Raw genomic sequence first — 15,117 nt, 5'->3', positions numbered from 1 at the left:
GCGCTCGCTGTCCGGCACAGCCGAATCGCCGGTCCCGGACCTGCGAATTCTTCCTAGCGTCGACCGCATCACCCCGCCTGCCCAGGGAAGGCCTAGAAGATGAGTCGATTGAAAGCCGCGATCGTCGGATCCGGGAACATCGGTACGGATCTGATGTACAAGCTGCTGCGGTCCGAGCACGTCGAACCCGTGTGCATGGTGGGCATCGACCCCGACAGCGAGGGATTGGCCCGGGCCCGCCAGGAGGGCCTCGAAGCCTCCGCCGGCGGACTCGACTGGCTCCTGGCCCAACCGGAACTGCCGGACTTCGTGTTCGAGGCGACGTCGGCGAAGATCCACGCCGCCGCGGCGCCGCGCTACGCCGACGCCGGAATCACCGCCATCGACCTCACCCCGGCCTCGGTCGGCCCGTACGTCGTCCCCGCGGTCAACCTCGACGCGCACCTGAGCGCACCCAACGTGAACATGGTCAGCTGCGCCGGCCAGGCCACCATTCCGATCCTCTACGCCATCAACGAGGTCGCCGACGCCTCCTACGGCGAGATCGTCGCCGCCATCGCCTCCCACAGTGCCGGCCCCGGCACCCGGCAGAACCTCAGCGAATTCAGCGAAAAGACCGGGAAGGCCCTCGCCCAGGTGGCCGGCGCCGACCATGCCAAGGCGATCTCGGTGATCAACCCGGCCGAGCCGCCGATGAACATGCGCGACACCGTCTACGCCAAGGTCCGCAACCCCGACCCGGCCGCCATCGAACGCGCCGTGGTCGACATGGTCGCCAAGGTCCAGCGGTACGTCCCCGGCTACTCGCTGCGTCTGGTCGACGTCGACGGCGACCTGGTCACCGTCATGCTCGAGGTCGTCGGCGCCGGCGACTACCTGCCCACCTACGCCGGCAACCTCGACATCATCACCGCCGCCGCCGTCCAGGTCGCCGACGTCATGGCCCAGCAGAACCTCGTCCAGGGAGCAGCACAGTGAGTAAGAAAGTCACGATCGTCGACACCACCCTGCGCGACGGCATGTCCTCCGTCTCGCACCAGTTCACCCCGCAGAACGTGGCCGACATCGCCCGCGGGCTCGACAAGGCCGGAGTGTCGACCATCGAGGTCGCGCACGGCATCGGTCTCGGCGCCTCGTCCATCCAGTACGGGTTCGCCGCCGCCACCGACCCGGACTACGTCCGCGCCGCCGTCGAGGCCGTCGAGAACGCCGACATCGCCGCCCTCTACGTGCCCGGCATCGCGACGCTCGCCGAACTGCAGAAGGCCATCGACGCCGGCATCAAGACCGTCCGCATCGCGGTGCACTGCACCGAGGCCGACTGCGGGCAGCAGCCGGTCGAGTGGGCCAAGGAGCAGGGGCTGACGGTGATGACGTTCCTGATGATGAGCCACAAGCTCGAGCCCGAGCCGCTGGCCGAGCAGGCCGCCAAACTCGACTCCTATGGTGCCGACGTCGTCTACGTCGTCGACTCCGCCGGTGCCATGGTTCCCCGGCACGCCGGGGACCGGGTCGCCGCTCTGCGGCAGGCGATCACCGCGGACATCGGGTTCCACGCCCACAACAACCTCGGTGTCGGGATCGCCAACGCGCTGACCGCCGCGGAGAACGGGGCCACGTTCATCGACGGGTCCCTGCGCGGTCTCGGCGCCAGCGCCGGCAACGCGCAGACCGAGGTCCTCGCCGCCGCGTTCGAACGCGCCGGCTGGGACACCGGGGTCGACCTTTTCCCGCTCATCGACACCGCCGAACACATCGTCGCACCGCTGATGAAGGAACCGCAGATCGTCGACGAGACCGCACTGGTCCTCGGCTACGCCGGTGTGTACTCCACGTTCTTCCACCCCACCAAGCGGGCCGCGAAGAAGTTCGGGGTGCCCGCCCGCGACATCCTCATGGAACTCGGCCGTCGCGGTGTCATCGGTGGTCAGGAAGACATGATCATCGACGTCGCCTCCGAACTCGCAGGCCGCACCTACGAGACCCCGGCCCCGGCCGGGGTCTGACAGGCAAGGAGCACCATGACCACGACGGAATCCGTAACCGGGGCGACCGAGGTTCGTCACCTCATCGGTGGCGACTGGGTGGCCGCCTCGGACGGGGCGACCTTCGAAACCCGTGATCCGCACGACGGTTCACTGCTCGGGACGGTCCCCCGCGGAACCGCCGACGACGGCGAGGCCGCGATCACCGCAGCCCGCACCGCATTCGATGACGGTCCGTGGCCGCGGATGTCGCCGAAGGAGCGTGCGAAGATCCTGCACGCAGTAGCCGACAAGGTCGACGAACACCGTGAGGAACTCGCGCTGATCGAGACCCGTGACGGCGGCAAGAGCATCAACCAGTCCCTGCACGCCGAGATCCCGCGGGTGGCACACAATCTGCGGTTCTTCGCCGACTATGTGTCGATGGCCGCCAACGAGGCCTACCAGGACGGCGACCTGCTCTCCTACGTTTTGTACCCACCCGCCGGGGTGGTGTCGGCGATCAGCCCGTGGAACGCGCCGCTGATGCTCGCGACGTGGAAGATCGCCCCCGCATTGGCCTTCGGCAACACCACCGTTCTCAAACCCGCACCGCAGACGCCGCTCACCGCGCACCGGTTCGCGCAACTCGCCCTCGAGGCCGGCCTTCCCGAAGGCGTACTCAACGTGGTCCACGGATTCGGGGGCGAGGCCGTCGCCGGTCCGCTCACCGCGGACCCGAGGGTCGACCGGATCACGTTCACCGGTTCGAGCGCCACCGGCGTGCGGATCCTCCAGGCCGCCGCGGTGAACCACACCCCGGTCTCGGCGGAGATGGGCGGCAAGTCCGCGAACATCGTCTTCGACGACGCCGACCTCGACGTCGCTGTTCCGATGGCGATCCGGGCGATCTTCGGCGGCAACGGGCAGGTGTGCCTGTCCGGCTCCCGCCTGCTGGTGCAGAACTCGATCATGGACGAATTCCTCGACCGGTTCACCGAGGAGGCGAAGAAACTCACCGTCGGCGACCCGAAAGACCCGTCGAATTTCCTCGGCCCGCTGATCGAGCAAAGACACCTCGAGAAGGTGCACGGCTACGTCGAACTGGCCCAGGAGGAGGGCGGCAAGGTCGTCACCGGTGGGTCGCGGCTCACCGACGATGCGCGGGCGAAAGGCTTCTACTACCCGCCCACGGTGATCACCGGGCTCACCAACGACTCGCGCACCGCGCGTGAGGAGATCTTCGGGCCCGTCGAGACCGTCCTCGGGTTCGACACCGAGGACGAGGCGTTGCGCATCGCGAACGACTCGCCATACGGGTTGGCAGGGATTCTGTTCACCGACAACCTCAACCGTGCGCACCGCATGGCCGCACGGTGGAAGGCCGGCACGGTGTGGATCAACACCTTCTTCGAGCGCGACCTCCGACTGCCGTTCGGTGGCGAAGGCAGCAGCGGCCTCGGACGCGAGGGCGGCCAGTACTCCCGCGAATTCTTCACCGAGCCCCGAGCGGTCACCATCCGCCTGCGGAGTTGATCGAACTCGTCCACCAGCGGCCGGGGCGGTACCCACCGTCCCGGCCTTCGTCTTTCCGAACCGAGGAGAACTGTGCTGTGACTACACCCGACCTTTGTGTCGTCGTCGGTGCGACCGGTGCGATGGGCACCGAAATCACCCTGCGACTGGCCCGCCGCGGGCTGCGAGTGCTGGCCGTCGCCCGCAGAGGCGACGAACTCGAGAAGCTCGCGATCTCCGACGACCTGATCACGCCGTGCGTCGCCGACATCGCCGACGACACTGCAATCGACACGATCTCTGCGTGTATCGACTCGCCCGTTCGGATGGCGCTGTTCGCCGCCGGCCTCCCGGTGCGGGGTTCCGTCGACACGATTCCACCGGGCGACCTGGCCCTGGCGACGAACATCAAGGTGGGCGGACTCGTCCGCCTCCTGCACGCCGTCCGCGACCATCTCGTCGACGGCTCCCGCTTCGTCACCATCGCCGGCTCCCTCGGTCTCGAACCGGGTCCGCTCGATGCGGCGCCCGGCACGGCGAACGCGGCGGTCTTCAACCTCATGCGCCAACTCAGTGCCCTCTACGGGCCGAAGGGTGTCACCACCCACACGATCGCTCCCGGACCGGTGGACACTCCGAGGCTGCGTGCCTTCGTCGAAACCGAATCCGCCGAAACCGGGCAGGATCCGGAGAAGATCTGGAACCGCTACCGCGCCAAGACCAGCCTCGGTCGGCTGCCGACGCTCCAGGAGATCGGCTGGATGGTCGAGACCCTGCTCGCTCCGGAGGCCGCGGTGCTGCACGGCTCGGTGATCAACGTCGATGCCGGAACCCGCCACGGAATCCACTGACCAACTCCCGAAAAGGATTGTCACCTATGCCTGTCGCCCACTTCCACCTCGTCGACGGCGCCTACACCGCCGAGCAGCACCGAGAACTGCTCACCGCCGCGAGTCGGTGCTACTCCGAGGTTCTCGACTCACCGATTGACCGCGTAAGGGCGTTCATCGTGCGATGCCGGCCCGACGATGTCGCTGTCGCGGGAACCACCGTTACAGACGGCGCGCCCGCTGCGCCCTATTTCACGGCGATCGTGCTCGCCGGACGCCCCGCCTCGCAACGTCAGGAACTTGCGGCGCGGTTCACCGATCTGATCGTCGACATCCTCGGTGCGCAGCGTGCGCTCGTGCGCGGACAGATCATCGAAGTCGACCCGGCGAACTGGGCGATCGCGGGGACCGCGGCCGCCACCACTCGTGCCGGTGAGATCGCGGCTCGTGCCCAGGCTGTGCCCTGAGCTGCACCACACATACGTATGGGCGGCCGCGACATTCGTCGCGGCCGCGCCAGCCGTCGGCACTCGGTTCAGAACCCCCAGGGCTCGTCGCGCCCGAGGAGTTCCAGCGACCGGAAACTGCCGGTGTAGAAGACGAGCGGGTGCCCGTCGTCGTACCAGAGTTGCTCGACCCGGCCCACGTGCAGCGTGTGGTCGCCCGCGGGGTGCGAGGCGACCACGGTGCACGCGAGATGCACCAGAGCGCCTTCGAGGAGAGGCACGCCCCTGCGCCACACGAACCGAACCCGATCCGGTTCGTGTGCCGCGCCCGCGAAGTGCAACGACACAGGTTCCTGGTCTCCGGCGAGAATCGAAACGCCGTACGTCCCGGTCTCTCTGATCTTCGTGTCCATCTTCGCGCGTGTGGAGATGGACACGAGCACCAGCGGTGGGTCCAGCGACACCGAGGTGAACGCATTGGCGGTCATCCCGTGCACCGAGTCCTCGTCTTCGCATTCGGCGGTGGTCACGATGGTGACACCGCTGGCGAACCGTCCCAGCGCCTTCCTCAGGTGTAGCGGCGTCACCTCGGGATCGAGTTCGCCCACTGTCTCGGTCATGGCTGCGCTCCTCGTCGTCGGTTCCACTCAGCCCCGAACGATCCTCAGATCGTCGTTGCCGATCAGGTCGGGCCGGGTCCAGCCGTCCACGTCGTACTCGGACATGCACTGTTCGGCGAATCCCTTGAGCGCCAGATCCTGTCCGGTCGCCTGGTAGGCGAACAACGTCTGGAAGCGGACGGCCTCGTGATCGCCGCCGTAATTGCGCTCGTAGAGTTCGTGCCGCCCACCGAACTCGGTGCCGACGGCGTCCCACAGCAACTTGAGCAACTGGACGCGGTCGATCGCGGCGACGCCGTTCGATCCGCGGACATACTGGTCGAGGTAGGGACGCATGGCCGGGTTCGCCCAGTCGCTCGCATGGGAGTTCAGGTAGATCAGCCCGCTGCCCAGCACCTGCTGGATGATCTCCTTGACCCGCGGATACCCCACACCCATGAAGGTGCGATAGGCGAGGCCGTAGTTCAGGTTCGGCTGGACGGCGCCGTTCACCCACTGTTCGGGTGACTTGGCCATCGCGTCGGACAGCCCCCAGAACATGTCGCGCCAGTTGAGGATCTCCCCGATCTGCATCTGCACACCGCGGAATCCCGCGGAGCCGGTCATTTCCACACCCTTCATCACACAGCCGGCGATGAAGTCGAGCTTCACCGCGAGCCGAGCGCATCCGTGGAACATGAAGCGGGAGAGAAATCCCGACTTCATGACGAAGCCGTTCGCGGTGTCGGTGTCGTAGGCGAAGACGTTCTCCCACGGCACCAGCACCCGGTCGAACACCATGATCGCGTCGTTCTCGTCGAACCTGCTCGACAACGGATAGTCGAACGGCGTGCCCATCACCGCAGCGTTCATCTCGTAGGAGGTGCGGCAGAACAACTTCAGTCCTGGCGAATCCATCGGCACCGTGAAGATCAGGCCGTATTCCTTCTTGCGCAGCGGCAGTCCGTAGTGGGCGATGAAGTTCGCGTTGGTGATCGCCGATCCCGTCGCGACGACCTTCGCGCCGGACACGATCAGACCCGCATCGGTCTCCTCGACGACGTGCACGCACACGTCGGCGGTTTCGTCGGCCGGCTTGTCGCGGTCGATCGGCGGATTGACGATGGCGTGGTTGAGGTAGAGCATCCGCTCCTGCGCGTGCTTGTACCAGTGCAGGGCGTTGTCGCGGTACGGGCCGTAGAAGTCGGCGTTGGCTCCCAGCGTGCCGAGGAACGAGGCCTTGTAGTCGGGCGACCGGCCCAGCCAGCCGTACACCTCACGCTGCCAGGCCACGATCGCGTCACGGGCGAGCACCAGGTCGTCCGCACTACGAGCGGTCTTGAAGAAGGGGTGCGTGAAGCCGCCGTTTCCGGTATCGGTGGGCACCGCCAGCACGCCCTTCGCCTCCGGCTGGTGCAGTGCGTCGTACATCCGCGCCACCGACCGCGCCGAGTTACGGAAAGCCGGATGGGTGGTGACGTCGTCGACGCGCTCCCCGCGGAAGTAGACCTCGCGGCCGTCGCGCAGCGACTCGAGGTACTCGTCGCCCGTCATGGGCCGGACGTCGTTCGGAACTCCGACGCGATCGTCGACGAATGCTGATGTGGTCATGGAGTCACTCCTGGTCTCGTTGGGCAGGAACCTGTTTCGGAAGGCGAGGACGTCGGCGCGCCTCGGTCACCGCTGTCGGTGTCGTACTCGACGGGGTGGGGTATATTGACCCGAACGCCACGTTCCTGTGATCTGGAACACTATTAGGCGGAGGTGTGGTGGAACATGGCTGAGCGCGAACAATCGAATGACTCCGCGCGCACCGACGTGCCCGCGATCGTCTCTCTGCGAACACGGGAGCTCGATACCGGGGAGGGCCGTATGCAGTGGGCGAGCACGCTGGAGCGGCTCTACTGCGAGACGGACGTGGCGTGGCCGGAGCCTCGGCGTCACTTCGACGCGGAGTGGGGCGGGCGACCGTTCGGTGATCTGCATGTCAGCACGATCCGGGCCGACGCGCACACCGTCGTCCGATCGCCGGCGATGATCCAGTCCGATTCGGGGGAGGGGTATTTGGTCTGCCTCGTCACGGACGGAAGCGTGGAGGTCCGGCAGTCCGGCCGGGCCACGGTGGTGGAGCCGGGTTCCTTCGCGCTCCTCGACTGCGCCGCACCGTTCGTGTTCCACTCACCCGCCCCGTTCCGACAGGTCGTGGTTCGATCCCCCCGCGAGGTGCTCACGTCGCGCCTTCCGGGACGAATCGTCGAACACGGCACGGCGCGCTCGATTCACGGCGACACCGGGGCTGGCGGACTGGTCGGTCGGTTGTTCGTCGATATCGCGGACATGGACGCGCCGATGTCGCAAGGTGCTGCCGTGTCGTTCGCATCCTCCGCCGTCGACATGCTTGCCACGGCCCTGACCGAGGGCCTGTTGGCGACCAGCGCTGCAGACCTGCACCGCACGGAGGACCTCACGCGGGTTCAGCGGGTGATCGAACAGAATCTCCACGACGCCGACATCACGCTGTCGGACATCGCCGCGGCAGCGGGTATGTCGCTGCGCACCGTGCACAAGCTGTTCAATGCGGAGGGCACCACGACGCGGGCCTGGCTGTACCAGGCCCGCCTCGAGGCTGCGCGAAAGTACCTGCTCACCACGGATCTGTCCGTCGCCGACGTCAGCGAGTGCGCCGGCTTCCGCGACGTGTCCCATTTCAGCCGGTTGTTCCGCAGCACCTTCGGCTCGAGCCCCGGCCTGTACCGGAAGGAGCACGCGCGTAGAGGTTCGTGATGCGCTGCGCCAACAAGTACGGTCAGGGAAGAACGGTGTCCTCGTTGCTGAAGAGCATCGTGACACCACCGGTGGCGAAGTTCGCGAGATCTCCGGCGGCCGTCTGCCCAGCCGGTGACGACAGAGCCTGCGCGGCGGCATCCTTGGAGTCGAAGAACAACTCGGCGAGCGCGTATGCCGCGGGACTAGTGCCGTCGAGGGTCTCACACTTGCCGGCGGCGAATTGGACGACCCCGGGCACCTGCCGGACCAGCGGCAGGTGTTTTGTGGCGTAGTACTCGTCGAATTCCGCCGGGTCGGTCGGCGGGTTGTAAATGATGCTCACTCGGTACATGTAATTCCTGTTCTCGACGTCGTAGGTCGGGTTGGGGGACAGTGGGATCACACGGCCTCGGCCGCCGGCCGCGGAGTGTTCACGGTGAACTCCTCCTTGAAGATCAACCGCGGCGACATGCGGCGGCGTTTCAAGGCCTTGACGGCGGCGGCGACCATCGCGGGCGGTCCGCACAGGTATGCGCTGTGGCCACGGCAACTGGCGAAGTCACCCAGCACGGCGTCGGTGACCATTCCCGTTGCCCCGTCCCAGTTCTCCTCACTGAGGACCGGGTGATAGTGGAATCGGGAATCGGTCGCCTCCATCGCGCGGAAGCACTCGACGTCGTAGAGGTCGGCTTCCCGGCGACCACCGTGGTAGAGGTGAATCGCCGGTAGCAGATCGTGGTCCAGTGCATGCCGGACAATCGATTTGAGCGGTGCGAGCCCGGTGCCTCCGCCGATCAGGATGGCCGGCTCCTCCCGGGCTTCGACGACACCGAACTGGCCGAGCGGTCCACGCAGATCGATGCGGTCACCCACCGCGAGTGAGTCGAAGATCCAGCCCTCGGTGGCGAGGCCGCCCGCCGTATTCCGGACGTGGAACTCGAGCAGCCGTTGCTCGGACGGCGGGTTCGCCATCGAATACTGGCGCGCGACACCGGAGCCCGGCACGATCAGTTCGGCGTACTGACCGGCGTCGAACTCCATCGGCTCGTCGAGTTCGACGACGAGCCTGCGGGTCTGCCGAGCGATGTCGGACAGTTCCCGTACTGTGCCTATGTAGTCGCGGAGGGGGTGCATCGGCCGGCCGGGGTCGGCGTCGTTCACGGGGGCGATGGTCAGGTCTCCGTGCGGTTTCGACTGGCAGGCCAGCGCGAGTCCCGACGAGCGTTCGTCGGCGGAGAGGATGGTCTCCTCGGCGGCGCCGTGGTCGACCTCCCCGGAGAGAACCCGGATCTTGCACGTGCCACAGGTCCCCTGTGAACAGGCGTGCGGAAGCCAGCGATTCGCCCGCAATGCGGCTTCCAGGACCGACGTGCCGGGTGCGACCGGGAACGCCCCGTCCTGCCCCGACACCGTCACCATACGGTCCATCGGTCAGACCTCCCAGGTGACGTGCAGGCCCTGCGGTCCGCGGAACGTCCATCCCCAGAACTGCGGGGCGCGGTCGGGATCGGGCTCGATGTTCGGGATCGTCTCGAACAGCTCCTCGAGTGCGATCCGCACGATCGCGGTACCGAGATACGTTCCGGCGCAAGCATGGTTTCCCGCTCCGAACGCCAGATGCGGCATGATGGGCCGGTCGATCTCGTAGGCCTCCGCGTTCTCCCAGACGGACTCGTCTCGATTGGCCGAACCGTATGCCAGCATGACCGGTGTTCCCGTCGGCAGGTCGATGCCGCCGATGGTGACATCGCGGCCCGCGACCTTCACCGCGGCACTCCAGATCGGGGCCACCCAGCGCGCGCTCTCGTTGACGGCGCGCGGAATGAGGGTGGGGTCGTCGATGACGCGTTCGAGCTGGTCGGGATGCTGGAATAGCCCTGCCAGGGTGGTCGTCATGACGTGCCCGGGCTCCTGAAGGGCGCCGAGCAGGAACACGTAGATGTTCGGGTAGATCTCGGACCGGTCGCGGACCTGGCCGTCGGGCGTCCCGTCGTGCAGCCAGTGCGAGATCAGGGTGTGGTCGGGATGTTCGGTCCAGCGGTCGAGCATCGGGCCGACAGCGGCGACGATCTCGGCCTTCACCTGGTCACCGGCCTCGAACGGCCCGGGATTGGCGAAGTTTCCGTTCTCGTCGACTTCCGCGTTCCCGTACGACTGCGCCAGCGTCTGGAACCAGCGCACCAATGTCTCCGAAGGGATTTCGGTGAGACCCATCAGGTCCCCAACCGAACGCACACTGATCGGCGCGAAGTAGGCCTCCTGGATGTCTGCGGCACCCAGATCCTCGATCCCTTCCAGGAGGCTGCGCGCCTGCGGCCGGACCAGCGCTTCTACATAGGAGTCCACTGCACTGGGCCGCAATTGGGGATCGATCCATTCGCGAATTTTCTCGTGCTGTTCACCGTTGGCGGCGAGTACGGTACCTTTCCCGAAGGTTCGTCCACCCGAGGGCGCGATCACCGTGGACCAGGTCTCGGAATCCTGCGCGATCTGCAGGCAGAGGTCGCGCGACGACACGACGTGCATCCCTACCGCGGGCACGAACGCAATCGGGGCCTCGCGCCGGAGCCGGTCGTAGATCGGGTTCGGATCGCGGTCGAGTTCCTCCATGGTGATCGATTCGATCCACGTGGTGCTGGTGGTCATGACGCTGTCTCCTCTGAAGTCGTTCGCAAGATTCGAAGTGGGCGCGGCCCGGAGCCTTTCGGGGATCGTCCGCGCGGGGAGTGCCTGTGATCTGGAACACTAGGAGGCGGAGGTGCGATCGAACATGACCGACAGTGCACAGAAGGATGACTCCGCCTGCACCGACAGCGCCGCGTCGATGGTGCTGAGTACGCGCGAGCTGGAGTCGACCGAAGGGCGAGTGCGCTGGGCGGACACCCTCGACTCCACCTACTGCGAGATGGACGTCGACTGGCCCGACAGACACGCCCGGTTCGCCGCGGAATTGACGGTGCGGCCCTTCGGGGACCTGACCGTGAGTGTGGTGCACGCAGACCCGCACACGGTCGTGCGCACGCCCGAGATGATCCGGTCCGACCCCAACGACGACTACCTGCTGTGTCTGATCATTCGGGGGACGGCCACCCTCCAGCAGCATTCGCGGAGTGCGACCCTCGAGCAGGGAGCATTCGGGATCCTCGACTCGGCCGCACCCTTCGTCGTGGACGGCCGGACGGAATTCGAGCAGGTCGTCCTGCGTGCACCCCGCCAACTATTGATCTCCCGGCTTTCCGCCGAGGCCATGGAGGGCGTCGCCGGGCTGGGGATCTCCGGGCAGACCGGGATGGGCGGCCTCGTCTCCCGTTTTCTCGTCGACATAGCAACGACCGACGCCCGGTTGTCGGTGGGGTCTTCGGCATCGGTGGCCGCGTCCGCGGTCGATCTGCTCACCTCTGCCCTCACCGAGCAGGCGCGCCCCCTGACCGCGACGAAACGGGTCCACCACGACGACCTCCGGACGGTGCAGCAGACGATGACGCGGTACCTGCACGACCCCGACCACTCGACGGCCGAGATCGGTGTCGAACTCGGAATGTCCCTGCGCTACATCCACAAACTGTTCAGCTTGACCGGCACCACCCCACGCACATGGCTGTACCAATTGCGCCTCGACCGCGCCCGAGGGCAGCTCCTCGACACCGACTCGACCGTCGCCGAGATCAGCGACCGTGTCGGTTTCCGCGACGTCTCACACTTCAGCCGCGCATTCCGCAAGCGGTTCGGCGTCAGCCCCGCGCATTTCCGTGAACAGCACAACGGGAAAGGCGATTCACGTACGGACCGTTAGGTTTTCTTCGCTCTAACCGGTGTGGTCGCGCCCGAAGATCTGACGCGCCAGCACCCACCGTTGGATCTCGTTGGCTCCCTCGTAGATCTCGCCGATCTTGCTGTCGCGGTAGATGGCCTCCACCGGACCCTCGGTGTCGTCGGCGCCGAGCGACCGGACGAAGCCGAGTCCGCCGAAGGCCTGCACGGCATCTCGGGCGATCCGCGCGGCCAGGTCCGTGCCCCGCAGTTTCGCCATCGCCGCCTCGGGTTCGGGGAATCGCTCGCCGGCGTCGAGCCGCACTGCCGCTTTGAGATACAGGCTGCGGGCGGACTCCAGATCCGCGGCGTAGTCGGCCATCACGAACTGCCAGTGCTGTTTCGAGGCGAGCGAACCCCCGAAGGCGTGCCGCGACTTCAGATGGGCGACAGTCCGATCGAATGCGGCCTGCGCCATGCCGACGCCCGCGGCACCGATCCCGATGCGTCCGTAGGTGAGGGTCTGCAGCGCGATGCGCAGTCCACCCCCGACCCGTCCGAGCACCGAATCCGGCCCGAGGCGGACGTCGTCGAGATTGACATCGGCGGTGATCTGCCCGCGGTTCCCCAGTTTTCGGTCGGGGGTTCCGATCGTGACGCCCGACGCGTTGGTGGGCACGATGAAGGTCGTGAGGTCGTCACCGGTGCGTGCGAGCACCACCACCACACAGGCGACGACTGAGTTGGTGATCCACCGTTTCCGACCGCGGAGGATCCAGCCGTCACCGTCCGGGGTCGCTTCGGTGGACACGGCGTCGGGGGACAGGTCGCTGGACGCACCCGGTTCGCTGGTCGCGAAGGCACCCACGATCTCCCCCTCGACGAGGGGCCGCAGCCAGCGGCGTCGCTGCTCGTCGGTGCCCTGGTCGAGCGCGGTGCCCGCCAGGATGCAGTGCACGTCGTAGATGGCCGCGACGCTGTTGGAGTAATACGCCAATTCCTCCACCGCGACTGCGGTCGCGGTGGCGCGATGCGACAGACCGTCGCCGCCGACGTCGGACGGGAACGGGATCCGGAACAGTCCCTCCGCCGCCATCGATTCGAACGCGTCACGTGGGAAGCCGTCGAGCCGCTCGTCGCCGCCGGCGATGCGATGCGCGACGGGCTCGATCGCCCGGGTGGCGAAGTCGCGCACCCGCAGACGAAGGTCGCGAACCTCGTTCGGGGACAACAGGTCGTGATACAACTCGTCGGACATGCGCGCGACGGCGGGCGAGGCGGGCGCTGCCTCCGCGACGAGGGTGACGGGACTGTTCGGGGGCATCGGATCTCCTGAGACGGACGGCATGCGTGCCTTCCCTGTGTAACCCGGGTCTGGTTTTCGCGTCGACGTCGAATCGCAATGCCCGACTCCTCAGGTGCCGACGTCGGCGGCCGTTCCGGATACCCGGATGTTCGCCGCTTCCTCCCGCTCGGCGAGCGTGACGTCGCCGGCCGCGAAGTGCGTCTTCGGTGTCTCGCGCAGGATCACACGGACGTTCGCGACGGGCGTCCCCACCGCCCGGTGAGCGGCGTGGGTGAGCTCGTGGATCAGCTGGCGCAGTTCCTCGGGGCTGCGGCCCTCGGCGATGGTGACCTCGATGATCGGCATCAGCGACCTCCCGCCACGGTGATCGTGCCCAGATTCGTGAAGTGCGCCGCAATCCGCGCGCCCGGCTCCACCGGCACCGCGTCGGTCATCCCTCCCGTGAGCACCACCCAGCCGGCCTCGATGGCGTGGCCCCGTTCGGCGAGCGTGTTGGCGGCGAACGCCAGCGCTTCGGCCGGATGTCCGTGTACCGCAGCACCGGTCGCGGAATCGACGATTTCGCCGTCGACCTCGAGCAGGCACGCCTCGAGCGCAAGGTCGAGATCTTCGGGCCGCCGGCTGATCGGCCCGGTGACGTAGCGTCCGGACGAGTTGTTGTCGGCGACCGCGTCCATCATCGAGAACTTGTAGCCCGAGAACCGGCTGTCGATGATCTCGATCGCGCCCACGACGTGATCCACGGCGGCCAAGGCGGTCGCTGCGCTGATGCCCGGACCTTCGAGTCGGCGTCCCATGACGAACGCGATCTCCGGTTCGGCCCGCGCGTGGATCAGGCGGTCGCGGGGCACGGTCTCCCCGATCGGGAGGATCATCCGGTCGGTCAGCCACGCGGTCGACGGTGCGTCGACACCGACCTGACGTTGCTTGGCCTTCGAGGTGACCCCCAGTTTCACGCCGGTGACCTTCTCACCGCGCGCCACCCGGATGCCGAGGGCGATGTCCTGCGCGGCGTAGGCCGTTGCGAGGTCGAGGCTCTCCCACTCAGCTTTGATGGACGTCTGGGCCGTGGCACGATCTTCCGCCTGTAAAAGTCGCTCCGCCACGAGTGCTGCGCTCCATGCGTCGGTACCCATCACTGTTCCTCCTTGGTGCCGAGGACGGCCGTCACACTGCCGAGCCCGCTGATCTGCGCGACGATCGAATCGCCCGGATTCACCGGAAATGCCTTGGTCATCGAGCCGGGAAGCACGACATGGCCCGGTTCGAGTGTCACGCCCATCGGGCCGACAGTGTTCGCCAGCCACACGAGCGCGTTGAGCGGCGAGCCGAGAACGGCACCGCCCGCGCCGGTCGCGACGAGTTCACCGCCGATGTGGAGGGTGCACCCCGCCAGTCGCAGGTCCACCGCGTCGAGCGCGACCGGTCGGCTGCCCAGGATGACGCCGCCCGACGACGCGTTGTCGGCGATGGTGTCGAAGATGCCGATCTTCCAGTCCCGGATCCGCGAGTCGACGATCTCCAGTGCGGGAAGGACGAAGTCGACCGCCCGGACCGCCTCGGCGACGGTGACACCCGGTCCGGACAGAGGCCGGCCCAGCACGAACGCGATCTCGGGCTCGATCCGCGGCTGGAGGAACCGCCCCGCCGGTATGGGCTGGTGCTCGAGATGGAACATGCTCGCGGTCAGATGTCCGAAGTCGGGTTGGTTCACCCCCATCTGCCGCTGAATGGCCCGCGACGCGAGGCCCACCTTGTGCCCCTTGACGACGTCGCCGCCGAGCGTCCACTCCTCGACCTGCACTTGCTGAATGCGATAAGCGAGTTCGATCGACGCGTCGGGATGCTCCGGGGTCAGCGGGTCGATCGGTTCGCCCGTCCGGTACACCTCCAGCAACCGGTCGGCGGCCTTACGTGCGACGGTATCCATGGCACCTCTGC

16 protein-coding genes are annotated in these 15,117 nt (G+C 67.1%); 7 read left to right on the top strand and 9 right to left on the bottom strand.

Annotated elements, in window-relative coordinates; all coding sequences use genetic code 11:
* Positions 1-99: 99 nt before the first annotated feature.
* From QM693_RS17915 to QM693_RS17895, 5 genes are all read left to right on the top strand, one after another.
* Positions 100-978, top strand: coding sequence for an acetaldehyde dehydrogenase (acetylating) (locus QM693_RS17915; RefSeq protein WP_283335704.1), 879 nt, complete (start codon positions 100-102; stop codon positions 976-978).
* Positions 975-2,006, top strand: coding sequence for a 4-hydroxy-2-oxovalerate aldolase (gene dmpG / locus QM693_RS17910; protein ID WP_283353024.1), 1,032 nt, complete (start codon positions 975-977; stop codon positions 2,004-2,006). The genes QM693_RS17915 and dmpG overlap by 4 nt, the downstream gene beginning before the upstream one ends.
* A 15-nt stretch (positions 2,007-2,021) precedes the next feature.
* On the top strand, positions 2,022-3,500 hold the full coding sequence (locus QM693_RS17905) for an aldehyde dehydrogenase (RefSeq protein ID WP_283353023.1): 1,479 nt from the start codon (positions 2,022-2,024) through the stop codon (positions 3,498-3,500).
* A 77-nt stretch (positions 3,501-3,577) separates the two neighbouring features.
* Complete coding sequence (locus QM693_RS17900) at positions 3,578-4,330, top strand: SDR family NAD(P)-dependent oxidoreductase (protein WP_283353022.1); 753 nt, start codon at positions 3,578-3,580, stop codon at positions 4,328-4,330.
* 26 nt (positions 4,331-4,356) lie between these two features.
* Positions 4,357-4,776: a tautomerase family protein gene (locus tag QM693_RS17895; protein WP_283353021.1), complete on the top strand. Its 420-nt coding sequence runs from the start codon at positions 4,357-4,359 to the stop codon at positions 4,774-4,776.
* A 68-nt stretch (positions 4,777-4,844) separates the two neighbouring features.
* Here the strand turns inward: QM693_RS17895 and nphA are convergent, their stop codons facing one another.
* Both nphA and QM693_RS17885 read right to left on the bottom strand, forming a co-directional pair.
* Positions 4,845-5,375 carry an NADH-dependent flavin reductase gene (nphA, locus tag QM693_RS17890; protein WP_005572670.1) on the bottom strand — a complete coding sequence of 177 codons (531 nt, stop codon included), beginning with the start codon at positions 5,373-5,375 and terminating at the stop codon, positions 4,845-4,847.
* Positions 5,376-5,402: 27 nt separating this feature from the next.
* Positions 5,403-6,965: a 4-hydroxyphenylacetate 3-hydroxylase family protein gene (locus QM693_RS17885; protein WP_283353020.1), complete on the bottom strand. Its 1,563-nt coding sequence runs from the start codon at positions 6,963-6,965 to the stop codon at positions 5,403-5,405.
* 165 nt (positions 6,966-7,130) lie between these two features.
* Between QM693_RS17885 and QM693_RS17880 the strand changes: the two genes are divergently transcribed.
* Positions 7,131-8,138, top strand: a complete 1,008-nt coding sequence (locus tag QM693_RS17880; RefSeq protein WP_283353019.1) for an AraC family transcriptional regulator — start codon at positions 7,131-7,133, stop codon at positions 8,136-8,138.
* A gap of 22 nt (positions 8,139-8,160) precedes the next feature.
* Here the strand turns inward: QM693_RS17880 and QM693_RS17875 are convergent, their stop codons facing one another.
* From QM693_RS17875 to QM693_RS17865, 3 genes are read right to left on the bottom strand one after another with little or no spacing between them, the layout of a single operon-like run.
* The gene (locus tag QM693_RS17875; protein ID WP_283353018.1) at positions 8,161-8,523 is read right to left on the bottom strand and encodes an EthD family reductase; all 363 of its coding nucleotides are present in this window, start codon (positions 8,521-8,523) and stop codon (positions 8,161-8,163) included.
* On the bottom strand, positions 8,520-9,548 hold the full coding sequence (locus QM693_RS17870; RefSeq protein ID WP_283353017.1) for an NADH:ubiquinone reductase (Na(+)-transporting) subunit F: 1,029 nt from the start codon (positions 9,546-9,548) through the stop codon (positions 8,520-8,522). Before QM693_RS17870 ends, QM693_RS17875 begins: the two co-directional genes overlap by 4 nt.
* Positions 9,549-9,551: 3 nt before the next feature.
* The gene (locus QM693_RS17865) at positions 9,552-10,766 is read right to left on the bottom strand and encodes a cytochrome P450 (RefSeq protein WP_283353016.1); all 1,215 of its coding nucleotides are present in this window, start codon (positions 10,764-10,766) and stop codon (positions 9,552-9,554) included.
* A gap of 124 nt (positions 10,767-10,890) precedes the next feature.
* On the opposite strand from QM693_RS17865, the gene QM693_RS17860 reads away from it, so the two are divergent.
* Positions 10,891-11,913 carry an AraC family transcriptional regulator gene (locus QM693_RS17860; RefSeq protein WP_283353015.1) on the top strand — a complete coding sequence of 341 codons (1,023 nt, stop codon included), beginning with the start codon at positions 10,891-10,893 and terminating at the stop codon, positions 11,911-11,913.
* Positions 11,914-11,925: 12 nt separating this feature from the next.
* Here the strand turns inward: QM693_RS17860 and QM693_RS17855 are convergent, their stop codons facing one another.
* The 4 genes from QM693_RS17855 to QM693_RS17840 form a co-directional block, all read right to left on the bottom strand.
* Positions 11,926-13,194, bottom strand: coding sequence for an acyl-CoA dehydrogenase family protein (locus QM693_RS17855; RefSeq protein WP_283353014.1), 1,269 nt, complete (start codon positions 13,192-13,194; stop codon positions 11,926-11,928).
* 90 nt (positions 13,195-13,284) lie between these two features.
* Positions 13,285-13,521 (bottom strand): tautomerase family protein, encoded by a 237-nt coding sequence (locus QM693_RS17850; protein WP_283353013.1) that lies wholly within the window; start codon positions 13,519-13,521, stop codon positions 13,285-13,287.
* A complete protein-coding gene (locus tag QM693_RS17845; RefSeq protein ID WP_005572659.1) occupies positions 13,521-14,312 on the bottom strand; it encodes a 2-keto-4-pentenoate hydratase in 792 nt (263 codons plus the stop codon). The genes QM693_RS17850 and QM693_RS17845 overlap by 1 nt, the downstream gene beginning before the upstream one ends.
* Positions 14,312-15,106 carry a 2-keto-4-pentenoate hydratase gene (locus tag QM693_RS17840; RefSeq protein ID WP_054246730.1) on the bottom strand — a complete coding sequence of 265 codons (795 nt, stop codon included), beginning with the start codon at positions 15,104-15,106 and terminating at the stop codon, positions 14,312-14,314. The genes QM693_RS17845 and QM693_RS17840 overlap by 1 nt, the downstream gene beginning before the upstream one ends.
* Between the last annotated feature and the right edge of the window lie 11 nt (positions 15,107-15,117).

This window comes from Rhodococcus sp. IEGM 1305 (assembly GCF_030058635.1).
In the GTDB taxonomy this organism is placed as follows: Bacteria; Actinomycetota; Actinomycetes; order Mycobacteriales; family Mycobacteriaceae; genus Rhodococcus_F; species Rhodococcus_F opacus_D.
The sequence above is the reverse complement of the archived record's forward strand: the minus strand, read 5'-3'. Positions and strand labels throughout refer to the sequence as shown.